The sequence below is a fragment of the Bacillus sp. CGMCC 1.16607 genome, from assembly GCF_042683745.1.
GTDB lineage: Bacteria > Bacillota > Bacilli > Bacillales > Cytobacillaceae > Pseudoneobacillus.
In genome coordinates, this window is sequence record NZ_JBHUJX010000025.1 from 238,603 (window position 1) to 264,230 (window position 25,628).

A 25,628-nucleotide genomic window follows, 5' to 3' on the forward strand; every position below is an offset into this window, starting at 1 on the left:
TGTTACCCTCCCAGTCAACTCAATCATCCTAAATTTTACTATAGAAGAATAAGATGGACAAGGGAATTAAACTTGTTTAGCTCAAGTTAAAGGTATATTCTCTACATTTTGACTGAAAACGAACTGAATTTTTTGCTGCCCTTCGTCCCATTTCAGCATAGCATTAAATGTTTTCTCTTTCCCTTTGAAACCTTCAATCACGCCCGTTAATCCATTTGATAGTATGGATTTAACATGTTGTTGTGTAATCGATTTGCCGAGTATTTTTTTAGATATCGTAAAAGAACAATGATTGTTTTTATAATTAGTACAACCGTAGAAACTACCTTTATCAACGACAGATCCGTCACACTTTTTACATTTTCCAAGCTTAGTTGCCGTTTTTCCACCTTTAAACTTCCTCGGTTCAAATTCCTCTTGAACATCTGATGCAAACGACCATGAATGTGTTTCCTGCTGAGTATTTTCTATTAAATGGTTAACCATTTTTTTCGTTAATTCCATAAATTGCTTTGGTGAAGCAGATCCTTCTGAAATATCTCGAAGTCTTTGTTCCCATTTTGCTGTCATTTCTGGTGAGGCAAGAATTTGATTTCCAACTGCAGTTATAAGAATTTTTGCTTTTGCCGTAGCATATACGAGATTTTTTTGAACTGTTATATAATTTCGATCTTTTAACATGGTTATAATTCCAGCACGAGTTGCTTCTGTTCCTAAACCTTCTGTCTTTAATAATACCTTTTCAAGTTCTTTATCCTCTAAATGTTTACCAGCTGTTTTCATCACATTAATAAGTTGACCTTCCGTATATCGTTTCGGTGGCTGTGTCTTGCTTTCCTTTACTTTCACTTTAGTGACTTTTCCCGTTTCACCTTTCTCAACTAGTGGAAGTTCTGGCTCCTTGTCATGATCTTTCGATGTTATTATCTTTTTCCAGCCCTCTTGTAGCTGTACTTTCCCTTTCGAAATGAAAATAGCACGGCCATCAACGAATGTAGTAATGGTTGTATATTCTGTAATCGATTTTTCGTAATGGGCAGCTATTAAACTTCGAACAAGTAGATCATAAATTTGTTTTTCTTCAGGAAGAAGTTTACTAAAATTTGGGACTTGTTCCGTTGGAATGATGGCATAGTGATCTGTCACCTTTTTCTCATTCACATAGCGACTATTCCCTTGAATCGATGAGATAGGCAATGGGAAATATGACTCATAATCTTCTAATTGACTAAATTTTTGAAGAATGGCAGGGAATGTTTTAGCTTCCTCAGTCGTAACAAATCTTGAATCTGAACGTGGATAGGAAACATTTCCTTTTTGATAAAGCTTTTGAAGGATATCTAATGTTTTTTTCGGCGAGAGCTTAAATCTTTTATTGGCCTCTGTTTGAAGGGCTGAAAGATTATATAGGAAAGGTGGCAAATATTCTTTTTTCTCTGCTTGAACATCGTCCACGACTGCTGCTTTTTTTTCACAGAAAGCAGCGATTTTTTCCGCCATTTCCTGCGATTGGATTCTTGAATTTCCATCCTTCTCCCATTTTCCAACATATTTTCTTTTATCGATTGCAAATGTAGCCTCTACTTCCCAAAATGGTTCTGAAACGAATTGCTCAATCTCCCATTCTTTCTTAACGATTAGCGCCAAAGTTGGCGTTTGCACTCGTCCCACGCTAAATACGTCAGAAAACCCCTTCTGTTGAAGTAATAAGCTATAAAGTCTTGAGGCATTCATTCCTACAAGCCAATCAGCACAAGCTCTTGTGTAAGCTTCAAAATATAAATTTCTCGTTTCCTGTTCTGTTAATAAATTTTTGAACCCCTCTTTTATAGAATTCGCTGTTAAGGAAGAAATCCATAGCCGTTTCATCGGTTTATGGGCGTTCGTCAACCTAAGAATATTTCGTACTATTAATTCTCCTTCCCTCCCAGCATCTCCTGCGTGAATAATTTCCGTAACAGCTGGGTGATGAACGAGCCTATTAATGACATCAAATTGTTTTTGTTTATTTTTTACGACCTCATATTTATATTGTTCGGGAGAAATCGGTAACGTTTGTAAAGACCATTTTTTAAGTGAAGGATCGTATTTCTCTGGTGCGGATAGTTCACAAAGATGACCAACAGCCCAAGTGACAAAAGCTCCTTGTGGGAAAATTTCATTCGGTAATACTTCAATATACCCTGTATTCTTTTTGGTTTTAAATACTGAGGCCAATGTTGAACCTTGATCCGGTTTTTCCGCAATAATTAACCGCAAATAAATCGCCTACATTTCTTTTTATACATATACATTGAAACTTCCATCAGTGGGGGTTTTTTTCATCCCCACTGATGGTTAGTTGAACCAATCGGACCTTTACGGGCAGTTGATCCCCCACCTATCTCCTATTGTATAATTAGAATCTTAAGGTAGGGATCTTACTGCCCTTTATGTTGTGATAAACCTATTTTAGGCTTATCTTTACTTTTCGTAAAGAAGGAAAAAACTCCTTATTAAGCTGTAAACAAGGAGTTTATGTGACAAATCACTATTAAACAAGGTTAAAATATCTTACAAAAAATGCAACTGTAAATGTCACTAAAAAGGCAATAGCTGTCGGTATTAAAAAAGCTAAAAAGGTCCATTTTGGGCTTTTCGTTTCCTTATATATATTTACGAGCGTCGTTCCGCAAGGAAAATGTAGAAGAGAAAACAACATCATATTTAGTGCTGTTAGCCATGTCCAGTCATGTTTTAGAAAGATTTGCTTTATATCGGCAATTCCTTCTACATCGATCAGTGCCCCAGTGGATAAATAACCCATTAATAAAACTGGAAGTACAATCTCATTTGCAGGTAGTCCTACTAGAAAAGCCATTAAAATGTACCCATCTAAACCAATTGCTTTTCCTAAAGGATCTAGAAAATGGACGACATGTAAGAGAATACTAGAATCACCAATAGTAATATTGGCTAAAACCCAAGTTAAAACGGCAGCCGGTGCAGCAACTTTAATCGCACGGTACAGGACAGAAGAGGATTTCGTTATTGACTCCCTAATAACCGTGTCAAAAATCTTTGGTTTACGGTATGGTGGAAGTTCTAAAGTATAATGAGTTGGTACACCTTTAAGTAATGTTTTAGAAAGAGCCCATGATACAACAAAGGTCATCATAATTCCAACTATGACAATACCTACTATTACACTTGTTGTCACAAGTGATTTCAATCCCCCTGTAAATCCTGAAGCCATGAATAAAGAGGCTAAAACAATTAAGGTTCCCCACCGACCATTACATGGAACAAAATTATTTGTTAAAATAGCTAACATTCTTTCCCGTGGAGATTCAATAATTCGAGTGGACAAGACTGCTGCTGCATTGCACCCGAATCCCATCGCCATTGTGAGTGATTGTTTCCCGTGAGCACCAACCGATTTAAATAAACGATCTAGATTAAATGCAACTCGAGGTAAATATCCGTAATTCTCAAGTAAAGCAAATGTTGGAAAAAAAATGGCCATTGGTGGCAGCATCACACTAATTACCCAAGTCGTTCCACGATATAACCCTAGAACTAGCATACCATGTAGCCAATCAGGTGCATTGAAGTATTGAAATAATGCGGTTAAATATCCCTCCAACCAAACAAAGAAATCAGCAAGCATACTAGACGGAACATTCGCACCTGCAATTGTGATATAAAAGACGATTCCTAACATAGCGATCATAATTGGAAATCCAATTAAGGGTGATGTTAAAATAGAGTCTAATTTATTTGTCAGATGATCTTGACTTGTATTCGAATATCTAACTCCTGACTTCATTAATTTTTGGCTCTCTTTAAATAAATTTTCAACAATCCGATCCCTAATATTAGCTGTACTCATTTCATTTGCTTCTTTTAAAAGGGTACGAAATTCTACTTGTTGTTGGTTTATTTTGATTTCCATTGCTAATGAACCTCCAAACCAAAGTATTTTTCTTCAATAGCCTGAATGAGACTTTGATCTCCATCCAACATTCTAATGGCAAGCCATCTTGTTGGTAAATGTTTGCCAAAAATACTAGTTAGCTTCTCCTCTAAATAGGAAATATTTTCTTCCGTTACTGGATCATAGATCATTTGAGTTGGGTTACATTCGATTACACCTTCAATGATACGATCTAAAGTATCAAGTAACATAGGGATACCCGTTCTATTCCTCGCCGACACTTTTACAACTGGTACACCTAATTTTCTCATAAAAAGCTGTTCGTTTATTCTCATTCCCATTTTTTCAGCTTCATCAATAAGATTCAAACATATGATTACATTTTTAGAAATCTCAAGTACTTGTAAAGCAAGATTTAGATTTCTTTCAAGTGCTGTTGCATCAAGAACAACAATCGTCACATCGGGTTTCTCAAATAATACATAGTTTCGGGCAACCTCCTCATCAATTGAATTGGAGAAGAGTGAGTAACTGCCAGGCAAATCAATCATTCTATAAGTTTTATTTTTAAATTCAAATGTCCCCTCTTTCAGCTCTACGGTCTTTCCAGCCCAGTTTCCCGTATGTTGTCTAAGTCCTGTTAATGTATTAAATAATGTACTCTTACCAGTGTTTGGATTCCCCATTAACGCTACACGATAGGATTTATTCATGACTCTATCAACTCTCCCTCAATTCTTTGACTTTCTTCCTTTCGAAGAGCAATCATCGTTTGACTTACTTTAAATGCAATTGGATCACCTAGCGGACTTTTACGCATAACTTCTACGATTGCGCCAGGAACAAATCCTAAATCAAGAAGCCTTCGTCTCATAACTCCTTCAATCATCAGATTTGTAATTTTTATGATTTCACCTTTTTTCCCGTCAGATAATCTTATTTTTTTAGTCACACCCATTTATATTTCCTCCGTCTCAATAAGTTTCCTTAGACCAACTTTTCTTTATAATATGAATCTATTCATAAATTGTCAATTATATTTATTCAAAATAAAAAAAGCGCAAGCGCCTTGATCAGCCCCGACAAGCAAATGCTTCGCCAGCCGGAAAGTCGTTCTTTGACTTTTTGGCTGGCGAACATTTGACCTCGAGGGGCTAGGCGCTGGAGCTGGACGTAGACTATACAAATTATGAAGTTTTCCACATCCGAGTATTTTATAGTTAAACAATAAAAAAACTGCCCTGAAAAGAGCAGTTTTTCACTTTAATAATAAGATTTTGTATTGTCATTCTCTTGTTTATACCAGTTTTCATTAGGAACCATATTGGAAATCGTAATAATAAGGGAGGGAATTCGTTCAACATTAAAGACAAGTAATCCCATTTTCTCTGTAAATATACAGAATGCGCTCCCATGAGGAAATCTTGAAAGATCATTTCCTAATTGGATAAGGAGACTAACAATCACCTGTCTTTCCTTTTGTTCTAGAATAATATGTGGAGAAAATCTCAATATCCAATTTTCCCCATTAATCGAAAATCGATACATATTCTCACCCTTTTATTTTGGATAATTATTAATATGTTTAAGAACCAATGTTATGTATAGGAAAAGGAATTAAATACTTGTCCAAATATTAAAACTTTTCAAAATAAACTTACAAATAGTCTATTTTGAAGGAAAAATTGTTGACTGAATATGGCTATTGTTGTATATTTAAAGCATCATTTTAACTATTTTTCATTAATATGGTTAAAGTGATAATATTTAACTTAAGCACCAATAGGTGTCTTGAAAGGCTTAGGAGGAAAGAGTAATGCAAAACGGTAAAGTAAAATGGTTTAACAATGAAAAAGGTTTCGGTTTCATCGAAGTTGAAGGTGGAGACGATGTTTTCGTACATTTCACTGCTATCACTGGCGAAGGTTTCAAATCACTAGAAGAAGGTCAAGAAGTTTCTTTCGAAATCGTTGAAGGAAATCGTGGACCACAAGCTGCTAACGTAGTAAAACGTTAATTTCTACTATTAAAAAGTTCAGGGCTGGCATTTTGCCAGCCTTTTTATTTGATCAATTTTTCCCCATATTCCTTAATTTTCTGTCCAACAGTACATTGAGTAATACAAAAACGATGGGCATATCTGCGCCCTTTATCATCCTTTAAATGCTTATGAAGAAAACAATCTTGGCAATAATGGTTCTGGATGGTATCCAAACTTGCCAAAATTTCTTGTTTATTCAAACCTTTCACTCCTTTCCTTAAATAATCTGCATTTTACTATTAATCATTTTCCCTTCTAAACCTTGAGTAGCAAGCTTATCTGCTTCTTTATTATCTTTTCGAAGGATTGATGTATATCTAGATTCAATTCCCATACTTTTCAATTTCGCTTCGATCCGATCAAGCCATCGATTGAACTCCTCTTCATAACATGGCCATTCACCTTCTAATTGTTTTAATACTACCTGTGAATCACCTTTAAATTCACACACCATATTATGAACTCCAAGTTCTTCAAGTAAGTGAACAGCAAAATAAAAGGCAGCATATTCCGCTTCATTATTAGAATGAATATCAGAAAATTTTTCATTTGCTCGAATACGATATTTTTTTTTGCCTTCTTTATAATAAATAACGGCTCCTACTCCAGCCAGTTTTGTTGCTTCATTATAGCCTCCATCAAAATATACCGTAATGTCATGTGGTTCTTCCTCCACCTCAACAGTTAGTTTTTTCATATCTTTTAAAGTCCAAGAAGTCCCTATTTCGTCGTAGAAAAAAAGATCAGTGGCCTTCCCAGATTTCTCAATTTCCTCCCCTAATTCAATCACTTCTTCGCTGGCTATCCATTCAGAATAAAAAATGACAGGTGATTTTCCTTTTCGCTTATAACTCCACTCTATTTTGTATTTCATCCGTTTCAACCTTTCTTAATGTTAATAAATTGATTATTTTAAGAATAAAATTACGTTATATTCTTCTCATTTATGTTAAACTTACCTTTATTCTATGTATTTTATGGAGGAATTAGCAGTGATTGAAGTTTATATTGATGGCGCAACCGCTGGCAATCCTGGCCCAAGCGGTGCAGGGATATTTATTAAAGCAAACGGAAACGTTGAGCGATTTTCCATTCCATTAGGAACGATGTCCAATCATGAGGCAGAATTCCATACATTTATTAAGGCACTTGAAATTTGTCTTAAAAAAGAATACAAAAGTGTATCGTTCCGAACCGATTCAGAGCTTGTTAATCGAGCAGTTGAAAAGGAATTCGCCAAAAATAAACTATTTGCCCCGCTCCTAGAAAAAGCTCTGATTCTTAGCCGTCAATTTGATCTTTTTTTTATGAAATGGATTCCAAGTAGCGAAAATAAAGTGGCGGATGAGTTAGCCCGATTAGCGATTAGAAAAAACGATAAAAAGGATTTGTAACAATGAAAAAATCAACTTTTGCCGATCTAAGTTTACTATTTATTGCTTTTATTTGGGGGACTACATTTGTACTAGTACAAAATGCGATTTCAACAATGGAGCCATTTGCTTTTAACGGCTTTCGCTTTTTTATTGCTTTTGTCATTCTTGGTACATGTTTATTTCTATTTCAAAAAAATCCATTACAATACGTTAACAAAAAATTAATTGTATCTGGAGTACTCCTTGGATTTTGGTTATTTTTAGGTTATGCTACTCAAACACTTGGATTAGTGTACACCACCTCTTCAAAAGCTGGGTTTATTACTGGTCTTAGCGTTGTTCTTGTTCCGCTTTTTTCATTTTTACTATTAAAACAAAGACCAAGCTTCCCAGCAGTAATCGGTGTAAGTGTAGCAACAATCGGACTTTTCCTTTTAACGATGACTGATGTAGCATCATTAAATATAGGCGATTTCTTTGTTTTCATTTGCGCACTGGGGTTTGCGATGCATATCATTTTCACTGGGAAATTTAGTGGACAATTTCCAACATTATTATTAACAACCATTCAAATCTTAACTGTCTCTATTTTATCGATTATTAGTTCAATTATTTTTGAAGACTTTCAATCTATGTTTCATAAAACGGTCATCTTTTCACCAGCAGTCATAGCTGCTTTATTGATTACTTCAGTATTTGCAACGGCTATTGCCTTTTTTGCACAAACTCGTTTTCAAAAAAATACGACTCCTACAAGAGTTGCATTAATTTTCGCTATGGAACCAGTATTTGCTGCACTTACCGCTTACTTTTGGGCAAATGAAAGACTTTCGATTAGTGCTGTATTTGGATGTTTGTTTATTTTTTTAGGAATGGTATTTGCTGAGCTGCCTGCAGACCGTTTCCTATTATATCGAAATAAAACGGTCAAAAAAATGAACTAGGGACTGAAAATGATCAGTCCCTTTTTATATGAGCTCTATCTCCCTAATATAACGGATTGCTTCCTCTCTAGTTTGTACCTTTTGTACAGTAAGGGTCTCCAATAGTGAGATATAAAAGCTACCGTCGAATTCTTTTTGCGTCTTTAGTGTGAATTCAATTGCCGTTATGATGACATCATCAGGTGCATTCGTAAAATGTTTACCGAAGTAGATAAATCCGATGGCATCTTCTTGCAAGTGAAAACCTTTTGCCTGTAGATTTGCTAAAAAATCCTCTAGTTGATTGATAATCTTCCCCATTTATTCCCACACTTTCACTTCATCCCACACTTAACGGGCAGTAATCCCTTCACCTCAAGTTTAAAATAATTCGAAGAAGATAGTCGGGGGATAACTGCCCGTAAAGGTCCGATTGGTTCATCTAACAATCAGTGGAAATAAAAAACCCCACTGATTGTCAGATTCACCTTATCCAGTCCCTAAATTTTACCTTAAATTTCGACGTTTTTCTATCATTTTTTGTTATTGCATAGCCAATGGCACCTGTTATGATTCCAAAAATCGCTCCACCAATCACTTCTTCAGGCTCATGACCTAACATTTCTTTTAATTTGTCAGGGGATTTTTCAACAAATTTTACTGGCTGATCTTTATTTATTTTATCAATTAATTCATCTAGGTCATTTACTTTTAAGGTTAATCTCCCTGCCTGCCTTCTTACCCCTTGTGCATCATACATTACGATGAGCCCGTAAACAAGCGATAAAGCAAAATCAATTGTCGGCATCCCACGTGAGAGAGCTACATAAGTAGTTAATGACGATACACCAGCTGAATGGGAGCTAGGCATACCACCTGTTTGATAAATCACTTCTGGTCTCCATTCTTTTGTTCTCATATAATGAATGGGAATTTTTGCAGCTTGAGCTAGTCCAATACTCGCTAATGCAATATAGACACCTTTATTCAAATCATTCACCTCTTCTTTTATTTTGAAGATAAGCGACTTCAATTATTCTAATCGGACAAACTAAAAACGAAGCAAGATTCTTTTAAAAGGTGGTGAGAAAATGGGACAAAATAAGCATCGTCAAACCAATCGTGGGACGAAAGCTCCTGGTGTAAATCCACAAGGTTACGGTCAGGATGCAGAATTTGCAGAAGAACCTAAAAGTAAATTAGAAAATGCTGCTAAGAAAAAGAATACAAAATAAAAGAAATGAGGATTACTCCTTTAAGAGTAATCCTCATTTCTTTTATGCTAATTCTTTTTCAGTAGCTAAAAAGCGATGAATTCCTTTTAGTTCCATTTCCTCCAGCATCTTCATTACCTTACCTCTCTGATAAAGTAGTTCGGAGTCTTGAATGGAGCAGGAAACAGGTACATCACATTTAATTTCCGCTAACTTTCGGCTTAAATGAAGCATATCTAAATCGTTTTCAATTTTTTCGCGATGTGATTTAGATAATCCATGTAGGTTTTCTAGGATCCCATCAATGCTTTCATACTGCTGTAACAGTTTTAAAGCCGTTTTTTCACCGATTCCTTTAACCCCTGGATAATTATCACTAGGATCACCCATTAATCCTTTTAAGTCAATCATTTGACGCGGTTTTATCCCTTTTTCTTCGTAAAAAGTATCAGGAGTATGGACCAAATAATTACCAAAACCTTTTTTTAATAAAATAACCGATATATTCTCTTCTAATAATTGAAGAATATCTTGATCCCCAGTTAAAATAGAAACTTTCATATCTCTTTTCAGGTCTTTTGCAACCGTTCCTATACAGTCATCGGCTTCATATCCAGCTAGTCCGATGTTAGGAATATCAAAAGAAGCCACTACTTCTTTTACAAGGTCGAATTGTGGAATTAACTCCACAGGTGCTTCTCCCCTATTTCCTTTATAATCAGTGTATAGCTCACTCCGAAATGTTTTACTCCCCATATCCCAGCAAACCGCTAGATGTGACGGATTAAAAGTCGAAACAGCTGTCAACATGTGCTTAAGAAAACCTGAAATTCCGTTCGTTGGAATTCCCTTTGAATTGATCATAAATTGTCCGGTTAATGCAGTTGCATAGTATGCCCGAAATAACAATGCCATCCCATCAACTAGCATTAAATGTGAGGATTCATGCTTTTCTTTCAAAATTCATTCCCCCTGTTCGTATTAACATTTTATCATTATAGCATGGAGAACTTATTTTTGCGGAAAATTATCATTTCCATTTTAGCTTTCCTTTTGAATATATTTAACCTTTAAACCTTGTTCTTCAATTGTAAATAAAAGCAATTTCCAAGATTTTCGTTCATCCTCATTTAGAAGCATCGAATAAGTATCCCCATTTTTAAAGACAAAATCAAAAGTTACCTTACCACCATCAACGGTTTGTTGTGCTTTTTCGATATCACTCCATGCGTAATGCTTTTCCGAAAAGCCAAATAAAGGGTTAATATGAATCCCATCGCCGTTTACATAACGATATTGATTAATTGCTAAAAAAATAAAGATCAAGGAAATGATCCCCATAATATAAATAGCTAATTTGAATTTTCCCTTAAATAATTCATTCGAATCGAGCCAAACTTTAATAAAGATTAAGACAGCTAGGATTACTATACTTAGAATTAGCACAACAAAAGCCGTTCTTGGTGGTGAAAAAAACCAATGGTCTGTTGGTGTGTATAAAACATCTTGAACTGGCATTAATACAAATAAAGGACTTAAAAAAGATGCGAAAAGTAAGATGAGTGCTATTGAAAATAATATATGATTGAAGTCTGTCCCCTTTCTTTTCTTTGTAACTGTATAACCTGACATGATGTTCCTCCTTATTTACATATCTACTATTGAAATATTTGTAATATTTCACCTTTTGCTATTATACAGGAAAGTTTCACCTTTGGAAAATAAAAGGATAATTAGTTTAATAACTAATTATCCTTTTACTTTAATTTTTTTCTATTTTAACATCATGATGACTAATCCAATCACTATAACTACCAGGATATAACTTAAGGTTTGTAAAACCAAGCTCATGTAGAATAAGAAAATTAGGGGTAGCTGTAACACCGGAACCACAATAAACAATGATTGAGTCTTGTTGGTTTAGATCCATAAATCGATCTTTTTGTTCCTCTAATGACTTAAATCTGCCATTTTCCAGGCCCTCATTCCAAAACTTATTTATCGCTCCTGGAATTCTTCCTGCTACTTTATCAATCGGCTCTTCTAAGCCAGCAAATCTTTTTGGTTCTCTTGAATCAATCAATTTAGTATTTTCATACTTCTTCTCTACAATTGATTTTACTTCTTCAAATGATACCATTAAATGAGGTTGAAGTTGAATATTATATTTTGTATGGGAAGGTGTCACTTCCTTTTCATCCACTGGTAATCCCGCAGCCACCCATTCATTGTATCCACCGTTTAATACATACACTTCTTCATGACCGATATATTTCATCAGCCACCAAAGCCTTCCAGCATATGCTGATTCTCCATTATCATAAGCAACGATAATAGAATCATTTCCAATTCCTGCATCTTCTATAAACTTATGAAAGGTTTCAATATTGGGAAGTGGATGGCGCCCTCCATGTTCAAGTACAGGACCAGATAGGTGTTTTTCTAAATGGCAATAGACTGCTCCGGGTATATGTGAAGCTTTATACGCAATTTCTCCACTTTCTGGGTTTCCTAAAGAAAAGCGGCAATCAAGTAACATGAAATTATTCGATCCTAATCTTGATTTAACCCATTCTTTATCAACAATATTTCTCAAACTTTAGCCCCCCATTTATTTTATTTCTATGTTCCTTAACACTTTCGCTAATACTTCTGCTTGACCTTTTTGGTCTAATAATGAAATAAAGCGCTGATAGAACAAATCCACTTCCATTTTTGCTTGAGTGAGATTTATTTCGAAACTTTCATTCGTTAGGCTTAAATATAGTTCACTAAGTCTATTGCCTTCTTTTTGTAAATATGAGTCAGCTGGCTGCTGTAAAATTTGGTAAAGCTCGTCGTTCATTACCTTTTTCTCATTTTTTTCAAAAAAGGATTTTGTGTTTTTAAAAGAGGAAATCGCTTTTTGGAAAACATCACGATTTAAATGATCAAAAGCATTTTCAAAATCTAATTGTTTGCTTTGCTTGAATCCTGGTTTCGTTAATTTGATTTCTCCATTTAGTTCAGTAATTTGATTGGACAAACTTACATAAAAATCATCTAATTGCTTCCTTAAATAAGAGTCCATTCTTAAACTTGTCGCTCTTAATTCCTGAGAAAAATCATAGCCGCAGACAAGAAGTAATTCCTCTAAGGCAGAATATAAAGCTTTCTTCATATTCCTTCCATCTTCTTTTATTACTGCTGGATTAAAAGACTCTTTAAAGAAGTCATTAAAACGTAAAAACACTCTCTGTTTAATATAAAAAATTAATTCATGTAACTCCTGGGTCACTCTCTTTTCAAGAAAATGGACTGTTTGTTTTGAAAGAATTTCTGATGCCAGTTTTTTTTCTTCCAACAGTTGTTTCTTTCGTTCTTGTTTCACCGATTCATCTTGATTTGAAGCGTTAATTAGGACTCTGATCTCATGTATAATTCTTTCAATATCTGTATTTGCTGATGCTAGGGATGTATTTAAAAGGTCATTCGAGATAAATTGGTAAAATGCGTTTTCAAAATTCATCATGTTTGATGATGGATTTAACTGTTTATTTTGCTTTTCTTTTAACGCTAAAAGACTAGATAAAGCAAATAAATGAGGATTACGAATACCATAAACCATTAATTGATTTCTTACATAGGAAATAACAGTTTCTAGTTCTTCATCATTGTTGGCAAGATCAATGGCATTAATAATAAAAAACATCTTATCCAATTCAAAAGTATCTTTCACACGACCTAATTGAATCAAAAACTCTCTATCTGCATTCGAGAAGGCATGATTATAGTAAGTAACAAATAAAATCGCATCCGAATTTTTTATATAATCGAAGGCTACCCCTGTATGGCGTGCATTAATTGAATCAGCACCAGGTGTATCAACCAATGTAATTCCTTTTTTTGTTAGTTCACAGTCATAATAAAGTTCAATCCATTCAACAAAACAGGATTTTGATTCATTAGCCACGAAATCACGGAACTCTGTCACATCTGTTTGAATCACTTCTCCTAGACTTTTAGAAAGATGAACGAAACCATGTTGGAAAGCTCTTAAAAAACTAAAATGAATTTTTTCATTACCGATAAAATCAGTTGAATGACTCATGACTTTATCGATACATACTAAAGCTGTTTGAAAATCAACAGCTTCTAAATCGAATACCTTTAATGAACGAGCTACCTCTGTTAATAGCTGTTCTGCATTCTTTATTTTTACTCTTGCTGTTCCATGTGGGTATTGCTCAGTAACAGGTAAAATTTTGTTTATAGCCGCTGTAGTTGGGTTAGGTGATACAGGCAATACATCTTCTCCCATTAAAGCATTTGCAAAGGAGGATTTACCTGCACTAAAAGCACCGAATAAAGCCACTGTAAAACCTTGATTCTCAATTCTCGATGCTTTTTCGTATAAATCATATATTGTTTTTTCAAATCCATTGATTTGACCTAATTCATCGGCAGTGCGTTTTAGCCTACGCACGATGGCATCTTTATTTATAGAAGTGGCCTTTTGCAAAGGTACGCCAGCATTTTTTTCACTAACCATTTCAATCTCTGACTTAGTTTCTGCGGAAAATTCTTCTTCAACAAAACCTTTAACAATTTCTACTTCTTCCGCTTTAACTTCAAACAAATCATCATTCATGAAGGTACTTGAATATGTTCCTTCCATAATCTCATGAACTGTTTTTTGAGCTTTTTGGAAAAAGCTCTTCCATGTCATTATTTTTTGTTTTGCATCGATATAAGGCTGCAGTTCATTCAATTCGATGGTTATTTTTTTCTTTTGTTCTTCATTCTTCTTTTCGATAGCCTTAAATAAATGCTCGCTTAGTTGAATGATCTCTCTATTTGCTAATCTTGTTATTTCTCTGGTTACATCATTTGTAAAGTTAATTAAGTATTCCCCAGATAATGACGCACCTGGCTTTACGATGGATACAAGTAATTCTTTTGTAAAGGAAGTTTGAAAGCTTTGGCAGTCATCTAAAGCGTTTTGATCTTGGATATGATTTTCCTTCATTATTTTTTGGAAAAAACTACGGAGATGCCAATCCAACTCAGTTGAGACTTTTTCGACTAAATCATCATAGAAACGATTCAACCTCTCCATTCTTTCAGTCTCTGTTTTTTGTTTTGAGAATAAGAATCCAACTTTAAAATTTTCCTGATTAGCTTCTAAAAATGACTTTGCAAGCTCCCTCGTTTGAAAAGGCATTAGATAGGCATTGGACAATATTTTATCAGTTTCATCAAGGAATGATTTTTTAAACTCAAAGACTTCCTGTTCAAGAGATTTTAATTGGTCTTTTAAATTCTGTTCTTTTTCTTCTAAATGATCTTGTTCGTCAATTGATAGTTGCTCAAGAATTTCTAAATTTCGTGTTTCTTCTTCTGCATTTTCCTCCTCCAACCAAACAAGATGCTCTTTTGCTAATTGATTTAATGATTGGAATACAGAGTCACTTATACTTTCATCAATATGATTCATTCGCTCATGAATGAATGTTTGAAGTTCATTAAACTGATTATATAGATGCGTAAATTCTTTTAAACTTGTATAATAAATACCTTTCGGATTTACCCCCCATGAAGCAAAGGAGTCCACTACACTCTGTTGAAAAGCTTCCATAGATAACTCTTCTTCTCTGTGTTTATCAATCTGATTAATTACTAAATAAATTTCTTTTCCAGCGATTGTTAAATCCTTTGTAAATAAAAAATTTACTTCTGATTGAACATGGTTATAATCCATCACATAAAAAATGACATCCGCTAAATGAATAGCAGATTCTGTTGCAATTCGGTGTGCATCATCAGTTGAGTCAATTCCAGGTGTGTCTAAAATAACCATTCCTTTAGGAAGTTCAGATTCTGAATGGCTAATCTCCACCCATTCAATTTGATCGCCATCTTTACAATAATTTTTTACTTGTTCGTAATTATATGGTGCCAAATACATTCGCGGTTTTTCATTCTTAAAATACACTTTCGCATATTCTTCACCTGTCTTCACCTTAACCAAATTCGCACTCGTTGGGATCGGGCTTGATGGTAAAAGATTCTCGCCAATTAATCGATTGATCATTGTAGATTTTCCAGCAGAAAAATGGCCGCAAAAGGCTATAGCATATTCCTTATTCATTGCTTTTTCAGCCAATTGCTGAAGTTTTTTTTCAATTTGACTATTTTGTTGTGATTGTACGTAGTTATATAAATTAGTTATTTTCCCTTTAAAATCTTTCGTTTCTAGTTGTTGAATCAATTGAGACATAATCTTTCCCCTTAAATAAACTTTTTTACTGCTTCTATTTTATACGATAATTCTCATTTTTTATATATAAATAGAAAAAAAGCGCAAGCGCCTTGAACAGCCCCGACAAGCAAATGCTTCGCCACCCATAAAGTCGTTCTTTGACTTTTTGGGTGGCGAACATTTGACCTCGAGGGGCTAGGCGCTGGAGCTGGATTACGAAAAACTCCTTCAGAGTTATTCAAAACTTTTCAATCTAGAATTTCTTAGCAAATAGAAAAAAACCAGGCTTATAGCGCTGGTTTCATTGGAATTTCATTATTAAGATGGATTAAGTATATTTTTCATTACGTATTTCATCACAAATCCGTATACAATGACAGTACCTGATATTAAAGCAAGCGTCATACCTAAGCACCCTTTCTTAAAAGAAAGTAATAAATGAGAACAATTTTCAAATACATTTGAAGTTTATCACGAACGATAATCATTTTCAATAGCACTTTTTAATATGACATGTTTATTATTAAATTTTTGAAAAAAAACGTCTCGAAGGTTCAAATGATTGATTGTAAGATGTAAGCTCCCTAAGAGCCCTTTCTTCAATTGGAATTCGAATTGATAAAATCCATAAATTTAATAGCGAAAACACAATTGCGGTTAAATATGCTTGGTAAAATAATGGAATGATAAGAAATTCCAAAGTTACCACTACATAATTAGGGTGTTTCATAAAACGATACGGACCTTTCATTACTACCTTTGCATTTGGCAGTACGATGATTTTTGTATTCCAAAACCTACCTAAAGACATTAAAGCCCAAGCTCTTCCTAATTGGGTGAAAATAAAGAGGCCAAGAAGGATTTGCCAAAAGGTTGAGATGTTTTTTTGAAAATAAATAACTTCAAACAAATAAGAAAGAAAAAAAAGGGTATGTATGCCCACCATCAAGTAGTAATGCTTTTGGCCAAACTCAATTCCGCCTTTGGCTTTCATCCACTTTTCATTTTGACTCGCTACTTTCAACTCGACTAGTCTTTGTACTACGATGAATGCTATGAAAGATAAAAAAACACTCATGTTAATCCCACCTTACTAATAGCAATTCAGAACTGAATCCCGGTCCTAAAGCAGCAATTAATCCAATCTCGCCAGAATTGATATCCATATTAATAAACCTGTCCAACACATAAAGAATCGTTGAAGAAGACATATTACCATATTCTTTTAAAACCTTTAGCGAGTGCTCGATCATTGATTCGGGCATTTTTAATGCTTTTATATAAGCATCCAATACTTTCAGGCCACCTGGATGAGCAATAAAATGATTAATTTGATCGGTTCCTAAATTATTTTTGCTAAGAAATCGCTCTACATTTGGCTTTAGCCATGATTCAATGAGGGTAGGAATGCTTTTTGAAAAAAGAACATACAATCCTTCATTTTTCAATTCCCATCCCATGACGTCCAATGAATCTTTCATTGTGGTTGATTGAGTGCTCAAAATAGATGGAGTTGCTTTTAAGCTAGAAAAATGGGCTTGATCTATCTCATCCCCAACGATAAGTGCACAAGCCACACCATCAGCAAATAGAGAAGTTCCAATTAAGTTACTTTTAGAATGATCATTTTTTTGAAAGGTTAAACTACATAGTTCAATGGTAAGAACGATTACCTTTGCTTTTGGAAAAGCACGGCAATATTCATAGGCACGTGATAGACCGGATGCACCACCAGCACATCCAAGACCCCAAATCGGTATCCTTTTCGTATCTGGTGAAAAGGGAAGATGATTCATAATATGTGCTTCAATACTTGGATTCGCTATTCCAGAACTTGTAATTGTAAAAATCGCTTCAATTTCTTCATAGGGAACCGGCTGTAGTAAATATTTTGATTGTTGAAGACAGTTTTCAATAGCAGTCTTTCCAAGCTCTACTGCTTTTTCAATATAGGTATTATTTTTTTCTTGAAAAGAATGATTCTCTTTAAACCAATCGATCCCTTTTACAAAATGTCTTTTTTCAATTTGTCCATTTTGAAAAGCTGTTAATAGCCTTTCAATATCTTTAAATGAATCCGAAAATAATTCTCTAGCAAATTCCATCGTTTCACTTTGACTAATTTGAAAAGAAGGAATGGCCTTTGCAACAGAGATAATTTTAGGCATTGGCATTCTCCTAGAATATTTTTCCTTATAATCCCCTGTTTTTCCTAATATATACAAAAAAAGCTTCCTTTTTTCAAAGGAAGCAAAACGTTTTGAAGGTTGTTGTTGTTGTGCAATGTTATTATAACCTGTAACATACCAGCAATCATCAGCTAAAATTATCCAATGTGGTTGATAATTTTTAAATTATGAAAAAAGTCATATAAGGATGTAAAATTTTTGTCTATAATTCGACAATTTATGATACTATAGATACATTCAAATGGTTGGAGGGAACATGAGATGACCTTATCCACAAATGTAACAAATATCCTAAATGGAACGATCGAATCTGTAAAATCTCTGCTGCCCTTTCAAATTGTACTTGATAAACCTTCATTATTTGCAGAGCCATTTACTCAGGAAATGATTGCTGTTCTTATTGGAATGACTGGTGATGTAAAGGGTAGAATCATTATTAATGGCGATGAAGAAGTTTTCGGGAAAATTGGTGAAGGAATGTTCGGCATGCGTCTTGAGGGAGAAATGTTAGAATCCTTCGCTGGTGAACTTGGCAATATGCTTGCTGGTAATTTATCAACCATCATTTCACAAAACGGTTATGAAATGGATATTACCCCACCTACAGTACTAGTCGGTCAGTCCAAAATTTATGGTTTTGAAAGAGCCTTTCGCCTTCCAATTCATATTCAAGACAAGGGTACGCTACTAATCATTTTAATGATCGACGTAAAGCAAGAGGTGCATTCATAGAATGCACCTCTTTCATTTATATCGGAAATGACTATTGGGTCTAAATATTGTTACCATTTTGATGGTTCTGCACTTCAATTTTAATTTTTTTGGAAGCTAAATCCCCACATATCTTACATTTCTCTAGCTTATTGTATAAGAGCCGACAATTCTCACAATAGTATTTCTCCATTCCTTTTGACACTCTCCCAATCGATATATGGAATATTGTATTTTTATTCATTCTTGATGGTGACAGTTTTTTAACAATCTCTAATTTTGATATGGTTGATCATTTTTTAGGCAGTTTTCGTAAATTTGTAGTTCTTAAATAAGTAGAATGGTTGATTAGAACGTAGGGTTGCTCGCTTACTGCGGGCGGTGAGCCTCCTCTTCACTGCGCTCATGCAGGGTTTCACCCGCCACGCTGCTCCCGTTAGAAGTCTCGTAGCTTCCGTTCCAATCAACCTCTATATAACTAATTTGCTATTCAAAAATAACAATTTTTTAGAAAGGTTGTTTTCTAAAGTATGTTGCATTTAAGTACCATATTATTTTGACAATCTGTGTTGATTGTAGCGGAGGACACTTGACCCCTGAGGGAAATAGAGGGAAATGGAAGACCCCACAGGCGTTGCGCCGAGGAGGCTTCCACCCCCCCCCCCGGGAATCTTGTGACCGCGTGCTGCAATCAACGAACAATGTCTAAAACAACAATCTATTCGATAAGGGGCTTTTAAAAAAGAGCCTATTCTAATTACGAAAATTAGATTTCACATATCGTTCACAATTTCAGTTTAGAGTATGTGATTAAAATCACTGTTATTATAAGTTTACATCATTAACATAGTATTAAAGGAAAATTGAACATTTTGTGAAGTCGTAAAAAGGATATTTTACTTTCGCAAATGTTTTGTATGATGGAATAGTAAACACCATCAAATATTTTTATTTTCAGAAGGGAGTGCTTTAGGATGGCGAAAACGGAATTAAATGCAAAAAAGAAAATTAAAGTAGAGGACCAATCAACTCCTTTGACTGGTACTTTAGCCTCCGTTTTCTTATTAGGTTTCTTTATCATCATCACTTGGGTCGGTGTGTATTACCTATATTTAGATCGCTTTTAGAGAGTGAAAGGGGAAAAAGCCATGCATATTCATAAGTTTGAAAAAATTTGGCTCGTCTTTGGTATTGGTACGTTGATCGTTTTCTTATCAGTTGTGGGGGTTAGTGCTTTCTATATGGGAAATCAACCTCCTAGTTGCTTAACAACGATTGATCCAGAAACGGTCGGTCAGAAAGCACCATTCAATGAGCCTGGGTTGAAAAAGGTTGAAGGTAAAGAATGGGATTATGAGTTAGTCTATGTTGCACAAGCATTCTCATATAATCCTGCAAAAGTTGAAGTTCCACTTGGCGCAAAAGTAAAAGTAATCGCTACTACTAAAGATGTTATCCATGGTTTTGAAGTAGCTGGTACAAATATTAATATGATGCTTGAACCGGGATATGTTAGTGAGATTGTGACTACATTTGATAAAGCCGGAGAATATTTAATCGTTTGTAACGAGTACTGTGGAACAGGACATCACTTAATGCACTCTATGATTGAGGTGACTGAATAATGCTTAGCATGAAAGATAAGGTTGATTCACGTGATGCTAAACTATCAATGGCTTATTTCTATGTAGCCTTTATCGCATTAGCTCTTGGTGGATTAGCAGGATTATTACAAACATTAGTACGATCAGGAAAAGTAGTGCTCCCTTGGGGCATCGATTATTATCAAGTTTTAACCGTTCACGGTGTATTATTAGGACTTGTCTTAACTACTTTCTTTATTATGGGTTTTCAATTAGCCTCCATCAGTAAAACACTAGGTACTTTATCTCAAGGTGCCCGATTGACTGGTTGGATTGGTTTCTGGCTTATGACAATTGGAACAGCAATGGCTGCGACAATGGTTTTATTAAAAGAAGCAAGTGTTTTGTACACTTTCTATGCTCCATTAAAAGCACATCCGATCTTCTATATTGGGTTAACCCTAGTTGTTGTAGGTAGCTGGGTAGCTGGAGGGTCACAGATTGCTACATTTATTAAATGGAAAAAAATGAATCCCGGTCAAACTAGTCCACTATTAGCATATATGTCAATTGCTAATACCTTACTTTGGATTGTCGCTACACTTGGAGTAGCTGCTACTGTACTTATTCAAATTTTACCTTGGTCATTAGGTTTAGTAGATACTATTAATATTTTAGTAAGCCGTACGTTGTTCTGGTATTTTGGACACGCACTTGTTTATTTCTGGTTATTACCTGCTTATATGTGCTGGTACGTTGTTATCCCAAAAGTTATCGGTGGAAAGATTTTTTCTGACTCATTAGCTAGATTGTCATTTATTCTATTCTTATTGTTCTCTGTTCCAGTTGGATTCCACCATCAATTAATGGAACCAGGTATTGATCCAGCATGGAAATACTTTCAAGTTGTCTTAACATTCATGGTTATCATTCCATCATTAATGACTGCCTTCTCTTTATTTGCAATGTTTGAAACATACGGACGTTCTAAAGGAGCAAAAGGGTTATTCGGTTGGTTTAGAAAATTACCATGGGGAGATTCACGTTTCCTAGTACCTTTCATCGGTATGCTTGCTTTCATTCCAGCAGGTGCGGGTGGTATAATCAATGCTTCCCATCAAATGAACGCTGTTATCCATAATACGATTTGGGTTACTGGACACTTCCATTTAACTGTTGCAACTTCCGTTGTATTAACATTCTTTGGTATTTCTTATTGGTTAATTCCGCATTTAACAGGACGTGTATTAACTAAAGCAATGAACAAGCTTGCTATTATTCAAGCAGTTGTTTGGACGATTGGTATGACGTTTATGTCTGGTGCAATGCACGCGGTTGGTCTTCTAGGGGCACCAAGACGTTCTTCATTCTCTGAATACGGTGGAGCACAGCAGGCTGCTGATTGGATTCCATATCAAATTGCTCAAGCAGTTGGGGGTTCTATCTTATTCATTGGTATTATTCTTGCACTAGTCATTTTCATTAATCTAGCATTCTTTGCACCTAAAGGTGATGAAGAGTTCCCTGTCGGTGAAGCAGCTGATGGTTCTGAAAAAGCACCTATGGTTTTCGAGAACTGGAAGTTATGGCTTGGCATCTTAGCAGTTTTAATTTTATTCGCTTACACCATTCCATTCATTGATATGATTCAAAATGCACCACCTGGATCTAAGGGTTATAAATTCTGGTAAAACAACAAAAAAGGTCTGAACGCTAAACCGTTCAGACCTTTTCTGTATTTAAGCTAATATTTCGCGTTTTCCTATCCATTCTCATATTTACAATGATAACAGACATGAATATCAAACCGGTTCCAACCATTTGCCATACACCCATACCCTCTTTATAAAGTATGATTCCTAGAATAGTAGCAACGATAGGTTCAACTGTAGCAATAATTGCCGCTTTACTGCTTTCAATTTTGTCTAGCCCTTTTGTATAGAGGAAATATGCTAAAACAGTTGGTAATATCCCTAGCCCTAATGCCCAAAGCAAAGTATTTGCTTGAAACAATAAATCTCGTTTATCCCACAAGGTTGTAAGTGGTAATAAAAAAACAGTAGCAAATAAGAATGTATATATCGTAATCGTAAATGGTGGATACTTCTTCAATGCGATTTTTCCAAAAATGCTATAAAGTGCATAGCCTAGTCCAGAACCTAAGCCTGTTAGCAATCCAATAATGGTTAAATCACCTGTACTGTCCGAACCTACTCCAGTAATGAATATACATCCGATTAATGTTCCGATTACTGCAATGATCTTTTGCTTTGTTAATGACTCTTTGAAAAACAATCTTGATAAGATAACGACAATAGCTGGTGAAGTGTACAATAAAATAACTGCAAGTGATAAATTCATTTGGTTAATGGTCGTAAAGTAACACCAATTAAAAAATACAATACTAATAATTCCTGAACCAAAAAAAATCGGCATATCTTTTGTTTTAACTATAAGTTGTGTTCGGCAAAAGCTAATGCCAATAATTAATAACACAAAAAATGCGACTGTAACTCGAATACTGACAATTTCCATTGGGGAAAATCCAATTACTGCAAGCTCTTTAACAAATAAGGCAATAATTCCCCACAATGACGCTGCAACTGCAATCATCAAAATGGATAAAGAATTCTTCATATGCATCCCCCATGGCGAAAAGGGTGACAGTTTCGCCACCCTTTCTTTAGTGTTTTAAGATAATTGATAAACTTTACCGTATTTGTCATATAAATAATCGATTAAATATTTTGCGTTTAAACCTTCCCCTGTCACATCATTTAAGATTTCTAGAGGCTTTTTCATTTTTCCAAATTGATGGACATTTTTTGTAAACCATTCTTTTACAGGTAGTAGATTTCCCTCTTCTAATAATTGATCATAGTTCGGAAGATCTTCAAGCATTTTCGCTTTCAACTGTGCTGCATACATATAACCTAATGCATATGACGGGAAGTAACCAAAGCTTCCACCTGACCAATGTACATCCTGTAATACACCTTGAGCATCATTGTCAGGACGAATTCCTAAATATTCTTCGTATTTATCATTCCATATTGTTGGTAAATCCTTAACTTCAATTTTATCGTTAATTAAGTCTTTTTCAATCTCATATCGAATAATGACGTGTAATGGATATGTTAACTCATCTGCTTCAATTCGAATAAGCGATGGTTTTGATTCATTAATCGCACGATAAAAATCTTCAATTTCAATGTCGTCAAATTGACCAACAGCAAACTGTTTCAGCAAATCATAATTTTTCTTCCAAAATGATTGATTTCGGCCAACAAAATTTTCATAGAATAAAGATTGTGATTCGTGAATTCCAGTAGATGTACCTGTACAAAGCGGTGTTCCTACTAGCTCTGTGGAGATATTCTGTTCATATAAGGCGTGTCCTCCTTCATGAATTGTTCCGAATACAGCAGTGCGGAAATCATGTTCATCATATTTTGTCGTTACTCTTACGTCACCAGGGTTCAGACCAATCATAAATGGATGGACCGTTTCATCAAGACGTCCTGCTTGGAAGTTGTATCCCATTTGTTTTAAAATTTCTAAGCTAAATTCCTTTTGCTTTTCTTTTGAAAAAGATTTAAACAGGAAGTCTGTTTTTGGTTTATTTTGAGATTCTGAAATTTGCTTTACTAGTGGGACAATATTCTCGCGTAGCTGCCCAAATACTTGATCAAGTACTTCGACACTCATTCCTGGTTCATATAGATCTAGCAATGTATTATACTTATTTCCTTCATATCCCCAATATTCAATAAAACGTTTGTTTGCTTCAACAAGTTTTTCTAAGTACGGACGGAATAATTCAAAATCAGAGTTTTCTTTCGCCTCTTCCCAAACACTTTCCGCTTTTGACTGAAGAATAACATATTCTTTATATTCTGCTGCTGGAATCTTTTTATTACGGTCATATTCTAGCTTGCATTCTTCAAGTGTTTTTCTCGTTACTTCATTTAGCGATTCCTTTGAAAGTTTTGCTATGTATGCAGCCATTTCTTCAGAAGTAGACATATTAAAAACCTCGGATGATAACATACCAATTACTTCAGAACGTTGCTCGATACCCTGCTTCGGTGCACCTGTACGAAGATCCCAATACATCAAGGAGATTGCTTCGTAATACCCCGTCATTTTCTTCACATATTCTAAAAAATCTTTCTCTGTTTGATTGACTAACTCAGTCATCGTATCCCCCCATTCTCTTTACTCCCTTATTTTATCACAGTATTCAGAAAGAATGGGAATAGAAATAAGGTGGCAGTCTCCTGCCACCTTATTTCGCGTTATTTCTTATTTATAGCTACTTGCCAAATCTCTGGACCTTCTTCTAAATATTCCCATTCGAACTGTTCTGGTCTTTCCATCATGAATTGATAAAGTAATGGACGTGGATCGTGATCATTTACAATTTTCATATTCTCTCCAGCGTTTAATCCGTCAAATGTTTTGAAAATAGTTGGGTGTTTTTCTTTCGGTGGATAATCAGGAACATTGACAATAGCAGTAAAGATCTTTTCCATATTACTCTCTCCCTTTGATGAATTGATTCTACTTTTTTATTATATGAAGTCGGTCGTTCTTATTCAGTGTCTAGAATCACACTATATGAATGATATTTACTACTTACTCTGTAGGATTTATATCATAGAAAGAGAATATATTATGAAGAGGTGATTGAAAATGAAGGAACTTATAGGAAAATGTTCCATTTGTCAAAAAGAACTTTTCTGTTTGGATGGATTTTTTAATGGAATCATTTTGGAAACGAAAGAGTTACTTTGTTTTGATTGTCATAATTCAATTACAGATGATAAAAAAATTCCGTAAGAACATTGTTACGGGATTTTTCTATGCATTTAAGTGAGAATTATTTTCAAATAGGCTTTAATTTATGATTTATATCACATTAATCATTCAGTAAGCTTGTTAAACTAGTTATATAAGAAAATAATTCATTGGGAGAGATACGAATGGATGCAAAAATAATTGAATTAGATGTTCGAGAGGACCTAAATAATAAACTCGAGCCATTCCAAAAGATTATGTCGGCCATCTCAGGTTTAAAGGAAAATGATGTATTTATCCTTCATGCTCCATTTATACCAGGTCCCCTTTTTGCAGTTATGAAAGCTAAGGGCTTTACTCATAAAGCTGAGGAGCTTGAGAAGAAACACTGGAAAGTTACTTTTACCAAGGTAGGTGCTTCGGTATGAATGTTCTAGATAATCGTGGACTGGAACCACCTCAACCAATGATGAGGACCCTTGCAGCATTGGAAAATCTAAAAGAAAATGAAATTTTAACAATCATTAATGACAGAAGGCCAATGTTTTTATATGAACAGTTAGAAGAGCTCGGGTTTAAAAATCGTACCGTGCAACAAGAAGATGGGAGCTACAAGATTGAAATTTATCGTTAA

The 25,628-nt window shown here is 34.8% G+C and carries 29 protein-coding genes; 11 read left to right on the plus strand and 18 right to left on the minus strand.

From position 1 onward, the window contains the following. Positions 1–81: 81 nt before the first annotated feature. The 5 genes from ACFSO7_RS17595 to ACFSO7_RS17615 all read right to left on the minus strand — a co-directional run bounded on the left by ACFSO7_RS17595 (position 82) and on the right by ACFSO7_RS17615 (position 5,464). The gene (locus tag ACFSO7_RS17595; RefSeq protein ID WP_377878648.1) at positions 82–2,259 is read right to left on the minus strand and encodes a DNA topoisomerase III; all 2,178 of its coding nucleotides are present in this window, start codon (positions 2,257–2,259) and stop codon (positions 82–84) included. A 274-nt stretch (positions 2,260–2,533) separates the two neighbouring features. After that, positions 2,534–3,934, minus strand: a complete 1,401-nt coding sequence (locus tag ACFSO7_RS17600; protein ID WP_377878649.1) for a nucleoside recognition domain-containing protein — start codon at positions 3,932–3,934, stop codon at positions 2,534–2,536. A 2-nt stretch (positions 3,935–3,936) separates the two neighbouring features. After that, positions 3,937–4,629: a FeoB small GTPase domain-containing protein gene (locus ACFSO7_RS17605; RefSeq protein ID WP_377878650.1), complete on the minus strand. Its 693-nt coding sequence runs from the start codon at positions 4,627–4,629 to the stop codon at positions 3,937–3,939. Then, the gene (locus ACFSO7_RS17610; protein ID WP_377878651.1) at positions 4,626–4,874 is read right to left on the minus strand and encodes a FeoA family protein; all 249 of its coding nucleotides are present in this window, start codon (positions 4,872–4,874) and stop codon (positions 4,626–4,628) included. Before ACFSO7_RS17610 ends, ACFSO7_RS17605 begins: the two co-directional genes overlap by 4 nt. A gap of 305 nt (positions 4,875–5,179) precedes the next feature. Continuing rightward, positions 5,180–5,464 carry a hypothetical protein gene (locus tag ACFSO7_RS17615; RefSeq protein WP_377878652.1) on the minus strand — a complete coding sequence of 95 codons (285 nt, stop codon included), beginning with the start codon at positions 5,462–5,464 and terminating at the stop codon, positions 5,180–5,182. Positions 5,465–5,732: 268 nt separating this feature from the next. On the opposite strand from ACFSO7_RS17615, the gene cspD reads away from it, so the two are divergent. After that, complete coding sequence (gene cspD, locus ACFSO7_RS17620) at positions 5,733–5,933, plus strand: cold-shock protein CspD (protein WP_377878653.1); 201 nt, start codon at positions 5,733–5,735, stop codon at positions 5,931–5,933. A gap of 44 nt (positions 5,934–5,977) precedes the next feature. On the opposite strand, the gene ACFSO7_RS17625 is transcribed toward cspD, so the two are convergent. Beyond that, positions 5,978–6,157: a zinc-finger domain-containing protein gene (locus ACFSO7_RS17625; RefSeq protein ID WP_377878654.1), complete on the minus strand. Its 180-nt coding sequence runs from the start codon at positions 6,155–6,157 to the stop codon at positions 5,978–5,980. Between the two features lie 17 nt (positions 6,158–6,174). After that, positions 6,175–6,831: a reverse transcriptase-like protein gene (locus ACFSO7_RS17630; protein WP_377878655.1), complete on the minus strand. Its 657-nt coding sequence runs from the start codon at positions 6,829–6,831 to the stop codon at positions 6,175–6,177. Between the two features lie 118 nt (positions 6,832–6,949). Between ACFSO7_RS17630 and ACFSO7_RS17635 the strand changes: the two genes are divergently transcribed. Beyond that, a complete protein-coding gene (locus ACFSO7_RS17635) occupies positions 6,950–7,351 on the plus strand; it encodes a reverse transcriptase-like protein (protein WP_377878656.1) in 402 nt (133 codons plus the stop codon). Between the two features lie 2 nt (positions 7,352–7,353). Then, the gene (locus ACFSO7_RS17640) at positions 7,354–8,277 is read left to right on the plus strand and encodes a DMT family transporter (protein ID WP_377878657.1); all 924 of its coding nucleotides are present in this window, start codon (positions 7,354–7,356) and stop codon (positions 8,275–8,277) included. A 24-nt stretch (positions 8,278–8,301) separates the two neighbouring features. Here ACFSO7_RS17640 and ACFSO7_RS17645 read toward each other — a convergent pair whose 3' ends face one another. Together ACFSO7_RS17645 and ACFSO7_RS17650 are read right to left on the minus strand one after the other, a co-directional pair. After that, positions 8,302–8,577, minus strand: a complete 276-nt coding sequence (locus ACFSO7_RS17645) for a DUF6123 family protein (RefSeq protein ID WP_377878658.1) — start codon at positions 8,575–8,577, stop codon at positions 8,302–8,304. A gap of 163 nt (positions 8,578–8,740) precedes the next feature. Next, positions 8,741–9,247: a divergent PAP2 family protein gene (locus tag ACFSO7_RS17650; RefSeq protein WP_377878659.1), complete on the minus strand. Its 507-nt coding sequence runs from the start codon at positions 9,245–9,247 to the stop codon at positions 8,741–8,743. A gap of 100 nt (positions 9,248–9,347) precedes the next feature. Here ACFSO7_RS17650 and sspL point away from each other — a divergent pair, with 100 nt between their 5' ends. Further along, complete coding sequence (sspL, locus tag ACFSO7_RS17655) at positions 9,348–9,491, plus strand: small, acid-soluble spore protein L (RefSeq protein ID WP_377878660.1); 144 nt, start codon at positions 9,348–9,350, stop codon at positions 9,489–9,491. Positions 9,492–9,533: 42 nt separating this feature from the next. Here sspL and ACFSO7_RS17660 read toward each other — a convergent pair whose 3' ends face one another. The 6 genes from ACFSO7_RS17660 to ACFSO7_RS17685 form a co-directional block, all read right to left on the minus strand. Continuing rightward, positions 9,534–10,400, minus strand: a complete 867-nt coding sequence (locus ACFSO7_RS17660; RefSeq protein WP_377879464.1) for a 5'-3' exonuclease — start codon at positions 10,398–10,400, stop codon at positions 9,534–9,536. A 111-nt stretch (positions 10,401–10,511) separates the two neighbouring features. Next, complete coding sequence (locus ACFSO7_RS17665; protein WP_377878661.1) at positions 10,512–11,102, minus strand: hypothetical protein; 591 nt, start codon at positions 11,100–11,102, stop codon at positions 10,512–10,514. Positions 11,103–11,232: 130 nt separating this feature from the next. After that, complete coding sequence (locus tag ACFSO7_RS17670; protein WP_377878662.1) at positions 11,233–12,066, minus strand: sulfurtransferase; 834 nt, start codon at positions 12,064–12,066, stop codon at positions 11,233–11,235. A gap of 15 nt (positions 12,067–12,081) precedes the next feature. Further along, complete coding sequence (locus tag ACFSO7_RS17675; protein ID WP_377878663.1) at positions 12,082–15,729, minus strand: dynamin family protein; 3,648 nt, start codon at positions 15,727–15,729, stop codon at positions 12,082–12,084. A gap of 505 nt (positions 15,730–16,234) precedes the next feature. Then, complete coding sequence (locus tag ACFSO7_RS17680) at positions 16,235–16,789, minus strand: isoprenylcysteine carboxyl methyltransferase family protein (protein WP_377878664.1); 555 nt, start codon at positions 16,787–16,789, stop codon at positions 16,235–16,237. Between the two features lies 1 nt (position 16,790). Continuing rightward, positions 16,791–17,879 (minus strand): type III polyketide synthase, encoded by a 1,089-nt coding sequence (locus ACFSO7_RS17685; RefSeq protein WP_377878666.1) that lies wholly within the window; start codon positions 17,877–17,879, stop codon positions 16,791–16,793. A gap of 282 nt (positions 17,880–18,161) precedes the next feature. On the opposite strand from ACFSO7_RS17685, the gene ACFSO7_RS17690 reads away from it, so the two are divergent. The 4 genes from ACFSO7_RS17690 (at position 18,162) to ACFSO7_RS17705 (ending at position 21,885) form a co-directional block, all read left to right on the plus strand. Continuing rightward, positions 18,162–18,632, plus strand: coding sequence for a chemotaxis protein CheX (locus ACFSO7_RS17690; protein WP_377878667.1), 471 nt, complete (start codon positions 18,162–18,164; stop codon positions 18,630–18,632). A 953-nt stretch (positions 18,633–19,585) separates the two neighbouring features. After that, complete coding sequence (locus tag ACFSO7_RS17695) at positions 19,586–19,738, plus strand: cytochrome c oxidase subunit 2A (RefSeq protein WP_377878669.1); 153 nt, start codon at positions 19,586–19,588, stop codon at positions 19,736–19,738. Positions 19,739–19,759: 21 nt separating this feature from the next. Continuing rightward, positions 19,760–20,236 carry a cytochrome c oxidase subunit II gene (locus ACFSO7_RS17700; RefSeq protein WP_377878670.1) on the plus strand — a complete coding sequence of 159 codons (477 nt, stop codon included), beginning with the start codon at positions 19,760–19,762 and terminating at the stop codon, positions 20,234–20,236. Continuing rightward, positions 20,236–21,885: a b(o/a)3-type cytochrome-c oxidase subunit 1 gene (locus ACFSO7_RS17705; protein ID WP_377878671.1), complete on the plus strand. Its 1,650-nt coding sequence runs from the start codon at positions 20,236–20,238 to the stop codon at positions 21,883–21,885. Before ACFSO7_RS17700 ends, ACFSO7_RS17705 begins: the two co-directional genes overlap by 1 nt. A gap of 31 nt (positions 21,886–21,916) precedes the next feature. Here ACFSO7_RS17705 and ACFSO7_RS17710 read toward each other — a convergent pair whose 3' ends face one another. The 3 genes from ACFSO7_RS17710 to ACFSO7_RS17720 form a co-directional block, all read right to left on the minus strand. Beyond that, the gene (locus ACFSO7_RS17710; RefSeq protein ID WP_377878672.1) at positions 21,917–22,831 is read right to left on the minus strand and encodes a DMT family transporter; all 915 of its coding nucleotides are present in this window, start codon (positions 22,829–22,831) and stop codon (positions 21,917–21,919) included. A gap of 54 nt (positions 22,832–22,885) precedes the next feature. Next, positions 22,886–24,394 carry a carboxypeptidase M32 gene (locus ACFSO7_RS17715; protein WP_377878674.1) on the minus strand — a complete coding sequence of 503 codons (1,509 nt, stop codon included), beginning with the start codon at positions 24,392–24,394 and terminating at the stop codon, positions 22,886–22,888. Between the two features lie 98 nt (positions 24,395–24,492). Next, positions 24,493–24,729 (minus strand): DUF2249 domain-containing protein, encoded by a 237-nt coding sequence (locus ACFSO7_RS17720; protein ID WP_377878676.1) that lies wholly within the window; start codon positions 24,727–24,729, stop codon positions 24,493–24,495. 160 nt (positions 24,730–24,889) lie between these two features. Between ACFSO7_RS17720 and ACFSO7_RS17725 the strand changes: the two genes are divergently transcribed. From ACFSO7_RS17725 to ACFSO7_RS17735, 3 genes are all read left to right on the plus strand, one after another. After that, on the plus strand, positions 24,890–25,036 hold the full coding sequence (locus ACFSO7_RS17725) for a hypothetical protein (protein WP_377878677.1): 147 nt from the start codon (positions 24,890–24,892) through the stop codon (positions 25,034–25,036). Positions 25,037–25,179: 143 nt separating this feature from the next. Continuing rightward, on the plus strand, positions 25,180–25,422 hold the full coding sequence (locus tag ACFSO7_RS17730; protein WP_377878679.1) for a DUF2249 domain-containing protein: 243 nt from the start codon (positions 25,180–25,182) through the stop codon (positions 25,420–25,422). After that, complete coding sequence (locus tag ACFSO7_RS17735; RefSeq protein WP_377878680.1) at positions 25,419–25,628, plus strand: DUF2249 domain-containing protein; 210 nt, start codon at positions 25,419–25,421, stop codon at positions 25,626–25,628. The genes ACFSO7_RS17730 and ACFSO7_RS17735 overlap by 4 nt, the downstream gene beginning before the upstream one ends.